Origin of the sequence: Saccharibacter floricola DSM 15669 (assembly GCF_000378165.1) — a bacterium.
In the GTDB taxonomy this organism is placed as follows: domain Bacteria; phylum Pseudomonadota; class Alphaproteobacteria; order Acetobacterales; family Acetobacteraceae; genus Saccharibacter; species Saccharibacter floricola.
This window is the reverse complement of sequence record NZ_KB899334.1, coordinates 114,848-133,329: the sequence shown is the minus strand read 5'-3', so window position 1 is coordinate 133,329 and position 18,482 is coordinate 114,848. Positions and strand designations below refer to the sequence as shown.

The following is an 18,482-nucleotide window of genomic DNA, read 5'->3' as shown; positions in this document are numbered from 1 at the left end:
TGATCACAAAAATATGAGCAGATCAATCATTCTCTAAAGAGCTAGCGATACGTTTATGATGAGCGATGACTTCTGACACGACAAAGGAAAAGAAACGTTCTGCAAAATCAGGATCAAGCTGGGCATTTTCAGCAAGCTGACGAAGACGAGCAACTTGTTGAGCTTCACGTTCGGGATCAGACGCAGGAATTTGGTAATGCGCTTTTAACTCTCCGACCGTCTGTGTTGTTTTAAAGCGCTCTGCAAGCAAGCAAATAAGAGCTGTGTCGATATTATCAATCGTGTTGCGGAGCTGCTGAAGAGCGAAGTCAGCTGTCTCAGAAGTCATTGAGGTCAATCCATGCTAAATGGCCGCCTTTTCCGGCGCCAAGATCCATAAAGACCGCTTTTCCACCCAAACGTCCAGTACGGTGCCATGGCCTTCCGTCATAAGAGCGGCGGTCATGACCGACATAAACGGTGATACCTGCAGGGATGCGGTTAATCCAGCTTAGGCGGCGCTCAGGGTACCCATCAGGCTGCATACGGCTCGTTGTTTCACCGAATAGCGCACGGGAAAGCGGAGGAGACATATCGTCCAGTCCCGTTGGAGGAGGTGGCGATGACAGCATGGTTGTGTGAAAGCCGCCATGGACAAAAATAATATTATTTAATCGCTGCCAAGCCGGTGCATGACGAATAGCTTCATGTGCACGTTGAGCGAGATCATCCTGAGCAGAAAGGCTAATTTGCCTAAGTGTTTCCTCAAGCGGTGGATCGCGTCTCAGTCGTCGTCCCTCTAAAGCACGGCCGAGTTTGCGGTCATGGTTTCCAAGGACGAACATCCCTCGTTGAGTCTCAATAAGATCCAGCATGACTTCAAGCACGCCAGCGCTATCGGGGCCGTGATCCACAAGATCGCCCAATTGTAAGACATAACGTTGGGTTGCGATGGCGTGCCGAAAGGCGTTGAGATCACCATGCACGTCTCCCACAACGCGCAGCCCATGCTGGCGAATGCGGGTCAATACCGATTCGCAAAGTGTAGGTTCGGCAAAAATAGGTCGATCTTTCACGGCTCCGGCTGTCTTGGTTATCCGGTTTGTTAACAGGAGGTGCTGATTGTCTGATGTCAGGGCGTAATCGTCAACCGTTAGCCATCTTGATACTTTCATCTAAGTTAACAGAGAGCAGACGGCTGACACCTCTTTCTTGCATTGTAACGCCAAAAAGACGATCCATATGCGCCATGGTGAGCTGATGATGGGTAACCACCAAAAAGCGTGTTTTTGTCTGTTTCGTCATATCGGTTAGAAGGTGGCAGAAGCGCTCAATATTAGCATCATCTAAAGGAGCATCTACCTCGTCCAGCACACAAATCGGCGCTGGTGTACAGTGGAACGCGGCAAAAATCAGAGAGAGAGCTGTCAATGCTTGTTCGCCGCCAGAAAGCAGGGAAAGGGTTGATAACTTTTTTCCTGGTGGTTGCGCAAAAATCTCGAGCCCAGCATCTAATGGGTCGTCACTTCCGACCATGGCGAGATGCGCCTTCCCACCTCCAAACATACGCTCAAAAAGAGACTGAAAATGCTGGTTGATCTCTGTGAAGATCGTTGTGAGTTTTGAGCGCCCTTGTCGATTAATAGCTCCAATCCCACCGCGAAGACGCGCAATAGCCGTGGTAAGCTCGGTATGTTCTTTGAGCAAATGATCTGATTCGTTACGAGCTTTCTGAAATTCTTCTTCAGCACATAGATTAACAGGGCCGAGCGCTTCGCGTTCCTGCGTAAAGCGCCTTACATTCCGCCGGAACTGTTGCTCGGCCTGTGCAGTGACATCCGTTAATGTGGGGGATTTTTCTGGAAGAGGCGCATTGTGGCGGAGCGTATCATATGCGGAATAGGCTTGTTCCAGACGCTCTTTGATACGGATAACTTCTGCAGCATATTGGGCGCGCTGTTGATGATCATGTTGTCGATGGGCAGAATGTTGGTCTTTGTCTTTACGCAATGCTTCTAGAGCATTGCGGTTCTGTTCCATCTTTTCTTCTAGTTTCGTGAGTTTTTCGGAAGAGAGCGTTATATTTTTCTCTAGGGCAGTTTGGCTGTTCTCACTATTTTCTGGGGAGGGAAGAAGTTCTTTTTGCCGCTGCAAGAGCGCGGTTTCTTCTTCATGAAGATGGTCTAATGTTTCTTCAAGCATTTTATGTTGCTGCTGAAGAGCTTCATAGTGCGCATGACAGCTCTGTTCCTCTTGTTTTAGCTGCGCATGCTGCTGGTGCATTTTTTGTACGTGCGTGCGTACCGTTTCAAGGGCTTGCTGCGCTTCAGTCACCGCACGTTGTGTGTTTTCTAGAACTGGAAGGGACATTGCCTCTTGTTCTAGCCGTGTAGTTTGTTCTTCTGAATGGGAGAGTGTTTTTTTCTGCGTCTCAATACGCTGCCCAATAGTGTCAGATTGGGTGTTTAGGGCTGTGAGCTCACGTTCTAATTGTGTGTAGTGCTGTGTCAGTTGGTCAGCATGTTGTTGAGCTTCTTTGTAAGCCTGTTCGGCCTGTTGAAGCTGTGCCGCAGCCTCAGAAAGTGAGCTGTCACCTTGTTCGACACGGGTATGGAAGGTGCTGGCATCAAGACGTTTCTGCTCCTCAAGAAGCTCATTATGCTCTCCCTGTTGGGAGCGTATTTCTTGAGAGAGCCTCTGGTCAGAGAGCTTTAATTCCGTGAGACGCTCTTGCGTCGTTTTATGCGTCAAAAGGGCCTGCTCGTAAGAGCGTTCAGCTTTATGAAGTTCTTCCTGACGTTTTTGATAAGCATCGCGAGCTTGCCGTGCCTGTTCTTGTATAGAGTGTGTGGCTTCTTCCGCGAGGCGAAGCGCATCATGTGGTTGTTTGGGAAAATGCGTGAGAGCGTTTTCTTGATGTTGTCGCTGCTCTTTAAGGCTTTGAAGGGCGTTCTTCTGCTCCTCTAGCTGTTCGTGGGCTAGCGTAAGCCGTTCTTGATGGAAAGAGAACCGGCGTGACAGTTCCTGCGCCTGAAGATGGGCTTTACCATGGCTCTCTTTAAGCTGCTGATGCTGTCGCGTGAGCGTAGCGACGTGCGTGCGGCATGATACAAGCGTTTTTTGGCTGGTAGTAAATTTTTCCTGTGCTTCGGTCAGGGCTGTTTTTATGGTTTTAATTTCTTTTTCAAGACTGCGAAGGCGCTGCTGTTGCTCTAATCGTATCGTTTCGGCAGATGGAGCTTTATGACTACGAACAAATCCATCCCAGCGCCATACATGCCCCTCACGTGAGACAAGGCTTTGCCCTGGAGCTAACTGGGATTGGAGTGTTTCGCCCTGCTTCGGGTCATCTACCAAGAAGACTGAAGAAAGAGCACGTGAGAGCACTTTTGGAGCGGTCATATACGCGCTCAAGGGGTGTAAAGAAGCAACGCCATCTGCCGATAAAATCGGTAGATCCCGCCAATAGCGCAATGTTTCGTGATTGCTTGAAGGTGGAAGTGGGAGGGGAGACAGTGAGGCTTCCAGTCCCTCTGTCAAAGCGCAGGCGAGGGCACGCGTAAGCTCTTCAGGAACTTGGATATGGTCAATAACAGGGTCTGGTGTTTGGGTTTCATTGGCTCCAAGGCTTTGACGGAGACCTTCGCATTCGCCTTGGAGTTGCGCTAGTTCCGCTTCCCGCCGCATAACTTCTTGGCGTATTTTCTCCGCATGACGTTGTGCTTGCGTGAGCTCATTTTGGGCTTTGGAGAGTGTTTTATTGTGGGAGGAAAGCTCTTTCTCTAAAGAAGAGAAGTTGCTCTCAGCTTGTTCAACATCGTGAGCGGAGAGAGGTTCTTGATTCATTTTTTCAATGGCATCAAGAGCATGTTGATAACGTTTTTCTTGTTGAGGTAGAGCGTGGGTGAGGCGTTCAATCTCTTCGGTTAAGGCGGTGTGCTTGCGCTGCCATTCTTCATGCCCAGCGCGTTTAGTCAGCCACTCTTGCTCAACCTGTTCTTTTTTCTGGAAGAGTGTTTTCTCGCGTTCTTCCGCTTCTTTGGTCGTTTTTTTAGCGTCGCGTATGGTGTGTTCCATAAGGTGCTTCTGCTCATCTGAAAGCAGAGAATCTGTCAATATTTGGCGTTGCGTTGCGTCCGACTGGCGGCGTTCCTCGAGTTTTTCCAGATGGCTCTTTACACCATGGAGGCGTGTTTTAAGCTGTTTTTCTTGCTCTCCGGCTTGTTTAAGAGCTTGAGCAGCAAGCTTCGCCTCCACCACACATTCTTGGTGACTGGACTGTGCCTCTTGCAGTTTTCGCTGGGCATGCTGTGCTTGGTCGCGGGCTTCCTTTGCTTGCTGAGAAGCATGATGCAGCGACGGAAAGTCAGCCTGTTTTTGGTGAATTTTTTCGTGTTCGTTCTCAAGCTCTTGGAGCGCAGTACGTTCCTTTTTAAGCTGTTGGTTGCGATCCTTCAGCTGGCTTTTTAGCGTTTCGTGTTGGAGATATTCTTTATTGTACTGAGCAGTGAGCTCATCGTAAGAACGTTGCTTGTCCGCTTGCTCATGAGAGAGGCGTTCAAGTTCTTCACGGAGTGTCTCCTGCTTTTCAGGAAAGAGAGCTTCTTTTTCCTTCAGAGTATTGATCTCGGATACAAGGGCATCTTTGCGTGCGGTGAGTTGGTCGCGCGTGTTCTTCTGGCGTTGTAGGTCATTTCCAATTTGTGCAAGCCGTTCAGCCGTTTCTTGTTCGGTTTTCTGCGAATGTTCTAGGCTTTTTTGGGCGACCTGAATGCTAACACGAAGCTCTTCAATAGCGGGGCGAAGTGTTTCAATATGGTGTTGATAGCTTTCTTCTTTTTCTTTTTGCTCAGCAGAATATTTTTCCGCATCGCGAACCTGTGCTTCTGTTTTATGAAGTTTGTCTTGAATTTGAGAAAGGTTTTTCTGGTGCTGTTGTATCGATTTTTGAGCACGAGCATGTTGTGCGGTGAGTAAAAGAAGCTCTGATTCACGAATTTTCTCAGAAAGAGAGCGATAATGCCGTGCGTGCGTTGATTGATCTTCAAGAACATCCAGCTGCTCGGTGAGCTGTTGCCGCCTATCTTCAGCGCGTTCTAAATTGCTTTCTGATTGGCGTAGTTTCAATTCAGCGTCACGACGTCGCGCATATAACCCTGTGATTCCAGCGGCTTCTTCAAGGAGTGCACGGCGTTCTTCCGGTTTAGCGGCGATCAGCTGACTGACACGGTTTTGGCTGATAATGGACGAGCTACGCGCCCCAGAGGAAAGATCTGCGAAAATCGTTTGAACATCGCGTGCCCGCATAGTTTGGCCATTAATGCGGTAGGTGCTCCCGCGCCCACGTTCAGCTTGGCGTGAGATATTGAGTTCATCACTTTCCTCAAAAGGAGCGGGAGCGAGGCCTTGGGCATGATCAAGTGAAAGCGTGACCTTAGCAACATTACGTGATGGACGAGCGCCCGTTCCAGCAAAGATAAGGTCATCACTTTCACCACCACGGAGAGCGCGAGCTGAACTTTCTCCCATCGTCCAGCGCAGGGCTTCGACAATATTAGACTTGCCACATCCATTGGGGCCGACAATGCCCGTAAGCCCAGGCAGGATGTCCAGGTGGACATCATCAGCAAAGCTTTTGAACCCGGCAATGTCCAAACGGGTAATGGTTGCCCTGTGCTGCGTCATGAAAAACCGTGTGTGTTAGATGGTAAAGAAACGCTTTTAGGCGTTACGCACTAATTCAGCAAATTTTTCAATAGTTTCGGGGTCTTGGGCGAAAGGTTTGTCATTGAAACGGAAATACGGCGTGCCTTGGATGGAATAGATACGGCCATCATTTTGCGATTGCTCATACAGCGCTTTAGCAAGGGTTTGATCGTTACGGATAGCGTCAAAGCGGCTAGGGGCCATACCAGCAAGAGCGGCTTCCTGACGTAAATGCTCAATCGGATCGTTAGAGCTGAACGCCCATTGCTGTAAACGTGAGAACAGAGACATGATGAAAGGTTCATAACGCTCTTCTGGCAACGAGCGAGCAACCGCGGCGGCAATCAGGCCAATTTGATCAAGTGGGAAGTCGTGAAACTGGTAGCGAATTTTTCCTGTATCAATGAATTTCTTCCGCACTTCGGGGAAGACGTCTGTCGCGAAATGCGCGCAATGTGTGCAGGTGAGGGAAAACCATTCCTGTACGAGGACAGGGGCATGAGGATTGCCAATAATACGAGGGGTGAAGCGTGTATCTGGCGTTTCCGCTGCACGTGCAAATTGCGTGCTTGCAGCAAAAGCAGGAAGCGCACCTAACATGGCACGGCGAGAGAGAAGACGCTGGGTCACGACTAAAATTCCTTAATGAAGAAAGCGGAGAATAACTCTATCAACGACATAGAGCCGTTTAAGCGTCAAGGGCTGGTGATGTGTCTTCTTCTAAGTTGGGAGGATCGTGCCTTTTGCTCCAGTCAGGAGGTAAATGCATCCTGAGGGTGAGGATATGGCGCGCATCAGCTTCTAGCACACGGAATTCTATGCCGCTTGGGTGGGTGAGCACTTCATCACGAGCAGGGACATGTTCGGCAAGATGGAAGACAAGCCCACCGACTGTTTCAATTTCAGCTTCACGCTCTTCGGACGTAAGAACCTCTCCGAAGCGTTGCTCTAGCTCTTTAACGGAAAGCCGTGCGTCAAGGTCGATAGACCCATCAGGCCGTTCAATCCACGGTGTTTCTACGGGGTCATCATGTTCGTCGGAGATGTCACCCACAATTTTCTCAATGAGGTCTTCAATCGTGACAAGTCCGTCGATACTGCCATATTCGTCAATGACGAGAGCCATATGAGTACGGCGTTGCCGCATTTGTAATTGAAGATCCAGCACAGGGATTGTGGGTGCAATTAATAAGGGCTGGCGTAAGAGCGATTGAATATTAAAAGGGGCTTTCTCATCAAGGTGAGTGATGAGGTCTTTGACGTGGATCATTCCCACAATATCATCAAGCTGGTCATGATAGACCGGCATACGGGAGTGATGTTCCTGCCGAACAAGGGCGAGTGCATCTTCAAAAGAGATATGGTCGGGCATGGCGACGATATCTGCCCGAGGTACCATGACGTCATCGGCTGTAATGTTACGCAAATGCAGAACATTCATGATGAGGGCGCGCTCTTGGCGGTCAAGCTCAGGTGTTTCTTGCGATGTGGCCGCGCGGTGGGAGGCTTCGCTGACGATTTCTTCAATCGCATGACGAAGGCTATAGTCCCGACTTTTTCGATGGAAAAAGTTGAAAAAGCTTGAAAGAGAACTTGAGGAATGATCGGACGTCATGCGTGTGGCTTTGCTCCGGTTTTCCAAGGGTCAGGGAACCCCATACGACGCATAATATAAGTTTCTAACGTTTCCATACGGCGTGCTTCACCTGGATGGAGATGGTCATGCCCAGCGAGATGCAGGAGGCCATGAACAAGCAGATGTGTCACATGCGCTCGCAATGGGCGTTGAGCTTTGTCGGCTTCACGCTTCATTGTCTCGTAAGCAAGGACAATATCGCCGCCATGCTGTGGGCTAAGGGGTTCGAATGTTAAAACATTCGTTGGCTTGTTCTTCCCACGGAATTGGAAGTTGAGTTTCTTTACATGCTGATCGTCAGAGAAAAGCAGCGACGGTGCTGTTTGTTGGTTAGCATTTATCCCACCAAAACGGCGCACCATCTGGCATGTTCGCTGCACAAGGCGATCAAGGTCGCTAATAGCGCCATACCAACGCATCGATTCTACAATAAGATCAGCGCGTGCGATAGGGTTTCGCGGTGTCATGAGCTTCCCGGGATGAGGTGTCGGAAGAGGAATGATCGTAAGCTTCAACGATACGAGAGACAAGTGGATGACGTACCACATCAAGCGCGGTGAGATGGCAGATTGAAATGCCTTGCACCCCTTCAAGTGTTGCAACAGCATCCTTTAAGCCAGATGTAACGCCTGCGGGAAGGTCAATTTGGCTCATATCGCCTGTGATGGCCATATGGGTATTGGGTCCCATCCGCGTGAGGAACATTTTCATCTGAGCAGGGGTCGTGTTCTGTGCTTCATCCAAGATGACATAAGCATGGCCTAGTGTACGGCCACGCATGAAGGCGAGAGGAGCGACTTCAATTTCACCACTGCTCATACGCCGCGTCACTTGGTCCCCTGGCATCATGTCATGTAGGGCGTCATAGAGAGGCCGTAGATAAGGATCAATTTTCTCACGCATATCACCAGGTAGAAACCCGAGACGTTCACCGGCTTCAACGGCGGGACGTGAGAGAATGATACGATCGACCTGGCCTGCTTGAAACATGGCGACGGCCTGCGCCACGGCGAGGTAGGTTTTTCCCGTGCCTGCTGGCCCAATTCCGAAGACCATTTCTTGCTGGGCTAGCGCTTCCATATAGGCTGTCTGCCCGTGGGAGCGAGGAGAGAGTACACCGCGCTTCGTTTGGATGGTTGGAAGGTCTTTTAGGCGGGCTGCAGGTGGATGCTCACGAGCTGGGGAGGAATGAGGCATAGGGGCTGCTTGACGAGAGGAAGGAAGAGAGCTGAGGCGAATAATTCCCTCAATATGTTCTGCGTCAAGACTATGCCCTTGCTCAACCTGACGGTAAAGAGCGATCAGGGCTGCTTGGGCCTGCTCAACGGTCTCTGGAGACCCAGAAACCGCAATTCTATTACCTCGACATGTTAAGCGAACATCAAGCCCGTGCTCAAGTTTCGTAAGGTAGCGGTTATGATCTCCAACGAGCTTTTGAAGCAGGTGGTTGTCATTAAATCGCAACGTGGTTGTACGATGTTCTCCGCTGGAGGGAGAAAAGGATGAAGTTTTGGCAGACGAAGTCAAACGGCCAATGCCTCCTCACACAAAACACCCCCGAGGGAGTTTGTGCGTTGTGTTGTGATACGAACCTTAACAACGCGACCAATCAGTGATGGGTCTCCTTCAAAATGCACAGGCTGAAGATAAGGGGAACGTCCCATAACTTGCCCTGGCTTTCGGCCCGTACTGCTGACGAGGATATCTTGAACAGTGCCAAGAAGGGAAGCATTAAACGCATCTTGTTGCTCACGGAGAAGTGCCTGTAAGCGTGCGAGACGGCGGTCTTTCACATCCTCTGGAACCTGAAAAGGTTGCCCAGCGGCAGGCGTGCCCGGACGAGCCGAGTATTTAAAGCTATAAGTACAGGCGAAGGTCACATCTTTCACCAGTTGCATCGTGGCTTCAAAGTCCTCATCCGTTTCACCAGGGTGCCCAACGATAAAGTCTGAGGACAAAGCGATGTCGGGCCGCGCTTGGCGAAGACGCGTGATAATATTACGATATTCATCAGCTGTATGACCACGGTTCATGGCCTTTAAAATACGGTCAGAACCGCTTTGCACGGGAAGGTGCAAGAAAGGCATGAAGATCGGATTATCGCGATGGGCTTCAATGAGCGTCTCTTCCATATCGCGTGGATGAGAGGTCATGTAGCGGAGGCGTTCAAGACCATGGATGCTCCTGAGCTTATCAGCAAGCTCGGCTAAAGTGACGGAACGCCCTTCCCATGTGCCGTGATAGGCATTCACATTTTGACCAAGGAGAGTGATTTCCTTGACGCCGCTTTCAACAAGGCGCTTAGCCTCGTCCAAGACGGAGGATACAGGGCGGCTCGTCTCAGCACCACGGGTGTAAGGGACGACACAGAAAGAGCAGAATTTATCACAGCCTTCTTGGATGGTGAGAAAGGCGGTGAGGTTTGCACTTGTCTGTGGAGCGGCTTCTTCTGGCAGAAAGTCGAATTTCGCTTCGACCGGGAAATCCGTATCAATAACGCCGCCACCGGCACGCGCAACGCGTGCCACCATCTCAGGCAAACGGTGATAAGTTTGTGGGCCGAGAACTAGATCAACATAAGGAGCGCGCGCTAGGATTTCTTTCCCTTCAGCCTGCGCAACACATCCTGCGACGGCTAAGAACGTCGATTTTCCGGTTGTCTCCTTACGTTCCTCAGTAATTTTACGCAGTCGTCCTAACTCCGAAAATACTTTTTCCGCAGCTTTTTCACGGATATGACATGTATTGAGGATGATCATATCTGCGTTTTCAGGACGATCAACGGGAGCATATCCCAGTGGTCGTAAGACATCGGCCATACGCGCACTGTCATACACATTCATCTGGCAGCCCCAAGTGATGATGTGCAAACCATGCGGTGTCGAAGAAGGAGAAACGTGTTCAGACATGGGCGTTAAAAGTGAACTTTCTAAAAGAACCGATTAAAGGCGGTGTGGGGATGAAGGGTCAACACGGTTTTGTCTGAGGGCTTCATTACCCCTGCGGATGAGGTCATAAGACGCACTGGCAAGGGCTTTTCGGGAAGGAAAGTCCTCAGGCTTTAAAGGTTCATGGAAGAGGATGGTTGCGCGCATAGAGCGCCATTTCCCCAAAGACCATACATGCGGCATGAGATACATATCACCAAACCATGAAAAAACGGAAGCCCGGCGTGAACGTCCGACAGGGAGACCTTCAAGTTGGTCATATGTGAGAGAAATCGGTTGGATAAGAAGGGGAGGGAGTTCTTGGCCAGTCTTTCTTTCTCTTTCTTTCTCTTTTTTCGTTGGTTTGGCAATCGCAAAAAGTGAGGAGAGGAATGGCCTTACAGCGCTTCCGTCAGATGTGGTCCCTTCAGGGAAAAAAGCAATATTGTACCCTTTAATGAGGCGTTCCAGAACATTTTGCACATTTTGGGCCGCTTCCTGACGGTTGCGTGTGATATAAATTGTGCCGCCAATTCGCGTTAGAAAGCCGATAAAAGGCCAGTTTCTAACATCTGCTTTTGCGATAAAAAAAACAGGGAGTACGGATCCCAATACTAAGACGTCAAGCCAGGATGTGTGGTTAGAAACAAAAACAACACGTCGACCATCTTTACGAGAGGAGAGATGCCCAGCCATTGTGCCAAGTTGACGGATATTGATTCCGAGCAAAAAACAAAGAACGCGCCAAAATAAGAGAGGGAAAAGAAGATTCATCTTCCCTGGAAGGATCACGCAAAGCATTTGGAGGCCACAGCCGATGAGGCTCCATGCAAGCACAGCAGAAAGACGGCAGACACAACGCATCGTGCGCCACACTGAAGACGGAGTTGTGGGGCATTGACGATGAATGAGCTGAGACGGATCGAAATGAGGGCGTTGCTTGCTAGAGTGTTGGCGCATTTTCAAGAGAGGCGTGACAGAAGACATGAGATACGTGATAAGCACCTTTATGGCGGCAAGGCAATCGTGATCTTCAATCATCATTAAGGGATGATGAAGCGAAGAGCTACATTCGTTTTAAGGCTACCATAAATAAGCTGGGTTTCTTAGTTAGTTTTTTTATATTCTTTGCTATGGCGTAAAATATAGCTGTTATTGGTGTGTCATAAGGCGTTGAGGATGATGGTGTGAGGCCTCCATTTACTAGGGTGATCGCTAGGGTCGCTGTAATCATCATTGGCTGGGTAGGGCAATCTTCCTTTGGCAGTGAGCTTCCAAAAGCGCATGCTGATCAGTCTACAACGATCGCGTATCATACTGCGATTACTCCCACGGCTGATTCTGATGTGACTAAAGGAATGGGGGCGGCGTCTTCCTTAAAGTCATTACAAAAAACACATGATGTTAGTCCTTACGCGCTGGCTGGGCGTATTCGTGGGGATTATGAGCGCCTTATGGGAGCCCTACGATCACGTGGATATTATGTTGGTCATGTGGGGATTAAAGTTCTCGCGGAGGGAAAGTCACTTGAAGGAGATGATGTACAGCTTGCGTCATTTCTGGCAGCCTTACCCCCAGGTAAAACAGTTGAATGTCGTATTTCAGCTGTGCTTGGGCTTCAGTTTAAAGTGGGAAGGCTTTTCTTTGTCTTAGGAAAGAGCGGAACGACAGAATCGTTATTGTCTGCGAAGGAAAACAAACTAACGGTGGGAGAGCAAGGTGTTCTGCAGGTTCATGAGGGTGACCCTGCAATTGCTGCGAATATTCTCGCCATACCGAGCCGGCTTTTGACTTATTTACAAGAGCAAGGGTACGCGCAGGCGAGTGTTTCAGCCCCTCAAGCGGTTTTGAATACTGAGAGAAAAACTATTGATGCAGGTTTCTTTCTTAATCGTGGGCCAAAAGTTGTTCTTGGTTCTTTCACGTTGAATGGCCTCAAACACGTAAAAGCTGATTATATATATCGCCGTCTTACGATTCATGAGGGGCAGCTATATCAACCATCTGTGATCGAAGCTGCTCGAACAGACCTAGGCGGGACGGGGCTTTTTTCTTCGGTGCAGGTTAAAGATGGCAAAAAAGTGCAGCCTGTTCCACAAACGCAGAACTTAATGGCAGGCATTAATGGAGCCATGCCCCTTAACTTTGATTTTATCGAAGGGAAGCGCCACCGTATTACCGCTGATGTTGGTTATTCAACAGACTTAGGCGGAAGAGCGGGGGTTACATGGTTGCATCGTAATCTCTTAGGGAGAGGGGAACAGCTCCGCCTTGCGGCTATTGCAACAGGCCTCGGTGGAACTGCCCAGCAGGGATTGGGGTATGATATTTATGCTGACTTCAATAAGCCTGACTTTATGGAGCGCAGTCGGATCTTGAATTTGCGTGTTGAAGCGTTAAGGCAGCTTTTATATTCCTACCATCAGACGGCTTGGTTGGCGCATGGTGGGGTGTCGCAGCCTATTGGGAAAGATTGGTTTGTGAGTGGTGCTCTCTCTTTGGAGCAAGAGCAGATTATTCAGTTTGGAACATCACGTAATTATTTTATTGCATCTGTCCCATTGCAAGTGAACTTTGATAATACGCACCGTAGTAACCCTATTGAACCGGCGACACATGGTTTCCGCTTTACTGTGGGGGTCACGCCTTCAGTTTCCTTAGAACATGACACATCTTTTTTCTTGCCGATGAATGCGCAAATAGCGACTTATTTTGATTTGCATCATTTGGGCATTAGCCGCCCTGGCAACAGCGTGATTGCTTTACGAGGAAGCGTGGGGTCAATTCAAGGGGCTTCAACGTGGAATATTCCACCCGATCAGCGTTTTTATGCTGGGGGCCCAGCTACTGTGCGTGGCTTCCGTTATCAAGGGGTGGGCCCCCAATATGGCAGAACAAAATATGCCGTTGGGGGGACTTCTATGGATGCTGGAACAGTAGAATTTCGTCAAAAGCTCCCTAAAAATTTCGGGGTTGTGGCGTTTGCTGACGCTGGGCAGGTAGGGTCATCTTCTATTCCCGGGCATGGAAAATTACGGGTCGGTTATGGCGGTGGTGTGCGTTATTTCACACCCATTGGCCCTGTGCGTGTTGATGTTGCATTACCTATGAACCGTCCTTATCGCGGCGATAAATGGGAGCTCTATTTAGGGCTTGGGGAGACTTTTTAATGAAACGGATGCATAAAATTGCTCTCTATGCACTGTCTCTCCTGGCAGGTGTGCCGTTAGTTCTTGTGGCGGGAGTGCTTGTTGCGGCTAATACGCCTTATGGGGAGCGTTTGATTGAAGATAAGCTGCCTTCACTCACTGGGGATATGGTACATGCTAAGGGCCTTTCACGTATTCTCCCGTGGCGGTTGACGGTAGATCATGCCACCCTTCAGGATCATAAGGGTATCTGGCTTACATTAGAAAAGGCAGATTTGCGTGTAGGTTTGTTAGATCTTATGCGTAAGACTGTTCATGTAACGTTTTTACGTGCAGCAAAGCTTGAGGTGGCTCGGCCCCCCATTTCCTCCACACCGCCCGAGCCAGCATCTAAGAAGTCATCGCTGCCTTCTCTAGGCGTGCGTATTGATGAACTGTCCGTCAAGGAGATTGATCTTGGTCATGATCTCGTTGGACAGGCTCTTGCTTTGTCTCTTTTTGGGCATGCTTTTATTCATAATATCGCTGATTTTTCAGCTCCCTTGCGGTTTGATGCTTTGCCGGTCATGGCAATTGGACTGAATATTCAGAGAAAAGACCAAGCAGGGACGATTCATCTTAATGCAGCCATACAGCGTAAATACACGGATGCTACGCTGCGTTTTGACGAGGGGGCAGAAGGGCTAGTTGGTCTCTTTGGGCATCTTCCAGCTCTCGATCCGCTTTCTTTGCGGGTCGATATTCATGGCCCTCCCCGTCATTTAAATCTGTCTATGGGGATGAAAGCAGGGCAGGCTCCATCAGGCCCTTTGCAGAGCACAATTTCTGGAACGGTTGATCCTCTTCAGCGGGCAGGAGATTTGTCTGTTCATGTGACATCTCCGCAAATGACACTGCGTCCTGACATTGGCTGGGAGAGTATTAATCTCGCCGCGAACCTACATGGAAGTATGGCCGCGCCCGCTGGGAATGGAACTCTGACGATTCAGGGATTGTCAGTGGCCGGGAGCGGGGCACAAAATATTCATGTCGACTTAGGTGATACGAACCAGAGGCTGAGTTTAAAAGGACAAATTGATGGGCTGAGGATACCGGGCAAGGCTCCGAGACTTTTTGCATTGTCCCCCGTTTTTCTTGAGGCAGGGATGCAACCCATGGAAACGTTGCGTCCTTTTTCACTCACGGTGAAACATGATCTCTTACAGTTAGCTCTATCTGGAAAATTATCGCCTGCTGCGTCGGGGCATTTGGCGCTCATTCTTCCTCGGTTGGAAGGGTTAGCTGGGGCGATGGGCGGAACGTCCTTGCAGGGGAAAACTCAATTTGATGCAGATTTTGCGTTACCTGAGACTAAAAAGGACGATCTAACGGCCCAGCTCAAAGGAGTTCTTTCCATTACGGGAGGGCAAGAGCAGGCGGCTCAGTTGATAGGGCGTGACGGGCAATTGCAGCTTCGCGTTAAACGTACAGCTGACCATGCGGTTCATCTAGAAGAACTCACGCTCAATGGTGCGGCGCTTCATCTTGATGGGCAGGCAACATTAAGTGGAGATCAGCATCTTTCATCCTCTTTTAATGTGCGTTTGCCCGACCTCAGTCGTGCTCAATCGACCTTACGCGGCAAGGCAGATTTGGCGGTTTTAGCTCAAGGAGCGCTCAATGACCTTGAGGCAACAGTAACGCTGAAAAGTCTCTTTGGCATTCAAAGAGCAGGAACTGTTATAAAAACAGCACCACTTTCTCTGGAGGCTCATGTTGAACACCTCCCATCATATCCAGATGGCGGGGTGCAGCTTACGGGTGAGCTAAATCGGTCGCCGGTACAAGTGCGGGCCAATTTTAAGCGTGACACACAAGGTTCTCTAACTCTTGATCTCAAAGCTTTAGACTGGGCGAGTATGCAAGGGAAAGGGTTCGTGATTCTCCCCGCTGGGCACAAAATTCCGAAAGGAGACCTTGATGTTGCTATTCGCCGATTGGATGTTTTTCGTCCATTGGTTGGTAAACCCATCAGTGGGCATCTCACCGTTGGGTTACATACGCAGCAAGAAGGACAAGCGGGACAGAAAAGTGAATCTGAACAGGAACGTTTACAATTAGCTGTGGATGGCCAAGTGGCGATGGCCGATTATGCTTTGAGGCATATTGACCTTAAAGGCACGCTTAATCACTTACCAGATGATCCTTACGCAGATATTCGCTTAATAGTTGAAGGGATAAAGGCTCAAAAAATCACGGGGAATCTTCAAGCGCACATTATAGGGCCTCAGTCAGCGTTAGCACTCACAACAAAAGGGGATTTTGACCATATTCTGGGTGGGGCTGCCCATTTAACGATGGCGGCTGTCGAAAATATCCCTGAAAAGCAGCTTAAGCTGAAAAGTCTTAAGGCAGATGTAAAGGGAGAGCAGCTTCAGTTAATGGCTCCAGCTACTATGTCATATGGAGCGACGACTGGTGTTGACCATTTGAGAGCAACGTTGCAGGCAGGGCGTAGTCAATCGGCAATGATCAATGTCGCTGGGCATATCAAACCAGATTTAGCACTTGAAGCGTCTATCCAGCATGTTACGCCGGAGCTAGCGACACCTTTTGTGCCATCATTGAAGGCTGATGGTGTGCTTGATGCTCATGCTGCTGTACATGGTTCCTTATTGGCTCCTGTAGGGCAGGTCACTATGGATGGGCGTGGGCTGCATATGAAGACAGACCCAGGCGCTTCTCTCCCTCCAGCCTCATTCCATGTACAAACAGATCTGCATGGGAAAATAGCCCAAGTTCAAGCGCATTTGGAGGCAGGGAAAGGGGCTCTGATGGCTGTGCAGGGAGCTGTCCCTTTGCAAGGTGATGGGAAATTCGGTCTCACAGCAAAAGGGAATGTTGACCTTTCTTTAGCCAATGCCCTGTTAGGTGCTTCAGGCATGGGGGTAAGTGGTCAGCTTTCTCTTGATATGGCCGTGAATGGAGCGTTGAAGCAACCGCGTGTGACAGGTCAGGTCACGATGCGCGACGGAAGTTTCGATCATTATGCTCAAGGTGTTCATCTTTCTGGTATTACAGGAGACGTCACCGCTGATGGTGATACGGTACATATTCAACGTTTCCTTATTCATGCAGGTAAAGGGACGATGAATCTGACAGGGGAGGTCGGAGCCCTTCGTCCAGGGCTGCCGGTTGATCTCAATTTTGTTATGGATCATGCTCAACCATTGCAAAGTGACATGCTTGAGGAAACGGTTGATAGCCAGCTGCATATTTTTGGCCAAGCGACAACTCGTTTGGATGTTGCAGGGAAGGTAAAGATCCCAGAGGCTTCTATTACTATTCCAGACTCAATGCCGGCTTCTGTTCCACAGCTGGAGCTTATTTCTCTACAAAAAGAGCAGGAGAGGAAGGCTGCCGCTCCTCCTCTCATTATTGGGTTAAATGTCGATGTGACATCTCCGGGGAAGCTTTTCGTGCGAGGGCATGGGCTCTTTGCTGAGATGCAAGCGAAGCTCAATGTTGGAGGAACGAGTGCATCACCGGCTATCGCAGGAGGAGTTGATCTGCGGCGGGGAAGCTTTAATCTTGCGGGGATTAGCCTTAATTTTACCCAAGGAAGAGTTGGGTTTGATGGAGCCGGCGTAACAAATAAGATTGACCCCACTGTAGACTTTAGAGCGGACAGAAACGCAAATGGTACTTTAGCGAGTCTTCTTGTTTCCGGGCATGCGAGTACTCCCAAAATTGATTTTGTTTCCACACCACAACTTCCTCGTGATGAGGTTCTTTCCATTCTTCTTTTTGGGCAAAATAGAGGGTCGCTCTCTGCAACACAGTTAGCAGAGCTCGGGGCGGCTGTCGTGCAAATTACAGGGGGATCGGCTTTTGATCCACTAGGAACAGTGCGGAACACCTTAGGGTTAGACCATCTCGGTATAGGTGGAGGGGGAAGCGTCGAAAATGGGGGAAGTAGCGTTGAAGCTGGAAAATATGTGATGAAGGGTGTCTATGTTGGTGCTAGAGAGGGATTGTCTGGTAAGGGTGCTCAGGCACAAGTACGTGTTGATCTTACCAAAAATCTCAAGCTGAATACGACCGTAGGAACAGGCGGACAGGTAACAGGCTTTACGACACCTGAAAATGACCCCGGTTCTAGTGTGGGGTTGTCCTATGGAATCGATTATTAATGTCTAAGGAAAGTGCATGATGAAAGTCTCTTACCCCATTGTAGCGACGTCGCTTGTTATGGCTTTGTCATGGGGGATGCCAGCTATTGCACAGACGGATCCTGCCTCAGGCCAAGTCAGTGCGGGGACGTATCACGTTGACCCCAATCATACACAGGTTGTTTTTTCGGTTCTTCATCTAGGATTTAGCCATTACACTGGTCTTCTGTCAGGGATAAAGGGGACGATGGTTCTCGACCCCGTTGAGGTTAAGAATACATCACTCAGCATCGATGTTCCTTTGAGTTCACTGTTGACCACAAGCTCTAAGCTGAATGATGAACTTAAAGGTAAAGAGTGGTTTGATGCTGAAAAATTTCCGACAGCTCATTTCTCGGCTACTAAAATTGTGAAGACTGGGAAGGATAGTGCTTCTGTTGAGGGGGCATTAACACTGCATGGCGTCACGAAACCAGAGATATTAAAAGTACGTTTCATTGGAGCCGGCACAAGTATGATGAGCAAGAAATATACGGCTGGATTTGAAGCTCAGACAACAATAAAACGAAGTGATTTCGGCATAAAAATGTTCATTCCTTATGTGGAAGACAATGTTGATCTTCGTATTGCAGGTGCATTCGAAAAAGATAATTAGATTTAGATCCACTTTCTTCTTTTAAAAGTATACAATAGAGATTTTGAAACTATTAATAACATTAAGGGAGTCTGCTGTAACAGTAATGAAGGCAACGAAGAGAAAGGAAAGAGCAGTCTTTTCATATCGGGTTGCGACAGCCCGCCGTTTTTTGAGGCTTGCTCACAGATTGTCAATCAGATGGCGGTGTCTGCAAGCCCATTTTGGACAACTGATGTCAGGATCATTTCGCCGTGTTGAAATGATAGGACGTGCTCCACGGACGCAGATGCCATAACC

At 49.2% G+C, this 18,482-nt stretch carries 12 protein-coding genes; 3 read left to right on the top strand and 9 right to left on the bottom strand.

Annotated elements, in window-relative coordinates; all coding sequences use genetic code 11:
* Positions 1-22 precede the first annotated feature (22 nt).
* The 9 genes from F457_RS0102480 to F457_RS0102440 form a co-directional block, all read right to left on the bottom strand.
* Positions 23-328 carry a chorismate mutase gene (locus F457_RS0102480; RefSeq protein WP_018979552.1) on the bottom strand — a complete coding sequence of 102 codons (306 nt, stop codon included), beginning with the start codon at positions 326-328 and terminating at the stop codon, positions 23-25.
* Positions 318-1,007, bottom strand: a complete 690-nt coding sequence (locus F457_RS0102475; RefSeq protein WP_026294109.1) for a metallophosphoesterase — start codon at positions 1,005-1,007, stop codon at positions 318-320. The genes F457_RS0102480 and F457_RS0102475 overlap by 11 nt, the downstream gene beginning before the upstream one ends.
* A gap of 118 nt (positions 1,008-1,125) precedes the next feature.
* Positions 1,126-5,664, bottom strand: coding sequence for a coiled-coil domain-containing protein (locus tag F457_RS0102470; RefSeq protein WP_018979550.1), 4,539 nt, complete (start codon positions 5,662-5,664; stop codon positions 1,126-1,128).
* Positions 5,665-5,700: 36 nt separating this feature from the next.
* Positions 5,701-6,315: a thioredoxin domain-containing protein gene (locus F457_RS0102465; RefSeq protein WP_018979549.1), complete on the bottom strand. Its 615-nt coding sequence runs from the start codon at positions 6,313-6,315 to the stop codon at positions 5,701-5,703.
* A gap of 58 nt (positions 6,316-6,373) precedes the next feature.
* On the bottom strand, positions 6,374-7,300 hold the full coding sequence (locus F457_RS0102460) for a hemolysin family protein (protein ID WP_018979548.1): 927 nt from the start codon (positions 7,298-7,300) through the stop codon (positions 6,374-6,376).
* Positions 7,297-7,788 (bottom strand): rRNA maturation RNase YbeY, encoded by a 492-nt coding sequence (gene ybeY, locus F457_RS0102455; protein ID WP_018979547.1) that lies wholly within the window; start codon positions 7,786-7,788, stop codon positions 7,297-7,299. The genes F457_RS0102460 and ybeY overlap by 4 nt, the downstream gene beginning before the upstream one ends.
* On the bottom strand, positions 7,757-8,848 hold the full coding sequence (locus F457_RS0102450) for a PhoH family protein (RefSeq protein WP_018979546.1): 1,092 nt from the start codon (positions 8,846-8,848) through the stop codon (positions 7,757-7,759). The genes ybeY and F457_RS0102450 overlap by 32 nt, the downstream gene beginning before the upstream one ends.
* Complete coding sequence (miaB, locus tag F457_RS0102445) at positions 8,845-10,230, bottom strand: tRNA (N6-isopentenyl adenosine(37)-C2)-methylthiotransferase MiaB (RefSeq protein ID WP_018979545.1); 1,386 nt, start codon at positions 10,228-10,230, stop codon at positions 8,845-8,847. The genes F457_RS0102450 and miaB overlap by 4 nt, the downstream gene beginning before the upstream one ends.
* A gap of 33 nt (positions 10,231-10,263) precedes the next feature.
* A complete protein-coding gene (locus F457_RS0102440) occupies positions 10,264-11,208 on the bottom strand; it encodes a lysophospholipid acyltransferase family protein (RefSeq protein ID WP_245539093.1) in 945 nt (314 codons plus the stop codon).
* Positions 11,209-11,435: 227 nt separating this feature from the next.
* On the opposite strand from F457_RS0102440, the gene F457_RS0102435 reads away from it, so the two are divergent.
* Genes F457_RS0102435 through F457_RS0102425 form a run of 3 tightly spaced genes read left to right on the top strand, consistent with a single transcriptional unit; the run spans position 11,436 to position 18,203 of the window.
* Positions 11,436-13,418 carry an autotransporter assembly complex protein TamA gene (locus F457_RS0102435; protein WP_245539092.1) on the top strand — a complete coding sequence of 661 codons (1,983 nt, stop codon included), beginning with the start codon at positions 11,436-11,438 and terminating at the stop codon, positions 13,416-13,418.
* Positions 13,418-17,569, top strand: coding sequence for a translocation/assembly module TamB domain-containing protein (locus tag F457_RS0102430; protein ID WP_018979542.1), 4,152 nt, complete (start codon positions 13,418-13,420; stop codon positions 17,567-17,569). Before F457_RS0102435 ends, F457_RS0102430 begins: the two co-directional genes overlap by 1 nt.
* A 16-nt stretch (positions 17,570-17,585) precedes the next feature.
* On the top strand, positions 17,586-18,203 hold the full coding sequence (locus F457_RS0102425) for a YceI family protein (protein ID WP_018979541.1): 618 nt from the start codon (positions 17,586-17,588) through the stop codon (positions 18,201-18,203).
* Positions 18,204-18,482 lie beyond the last annotated feature (279 nt).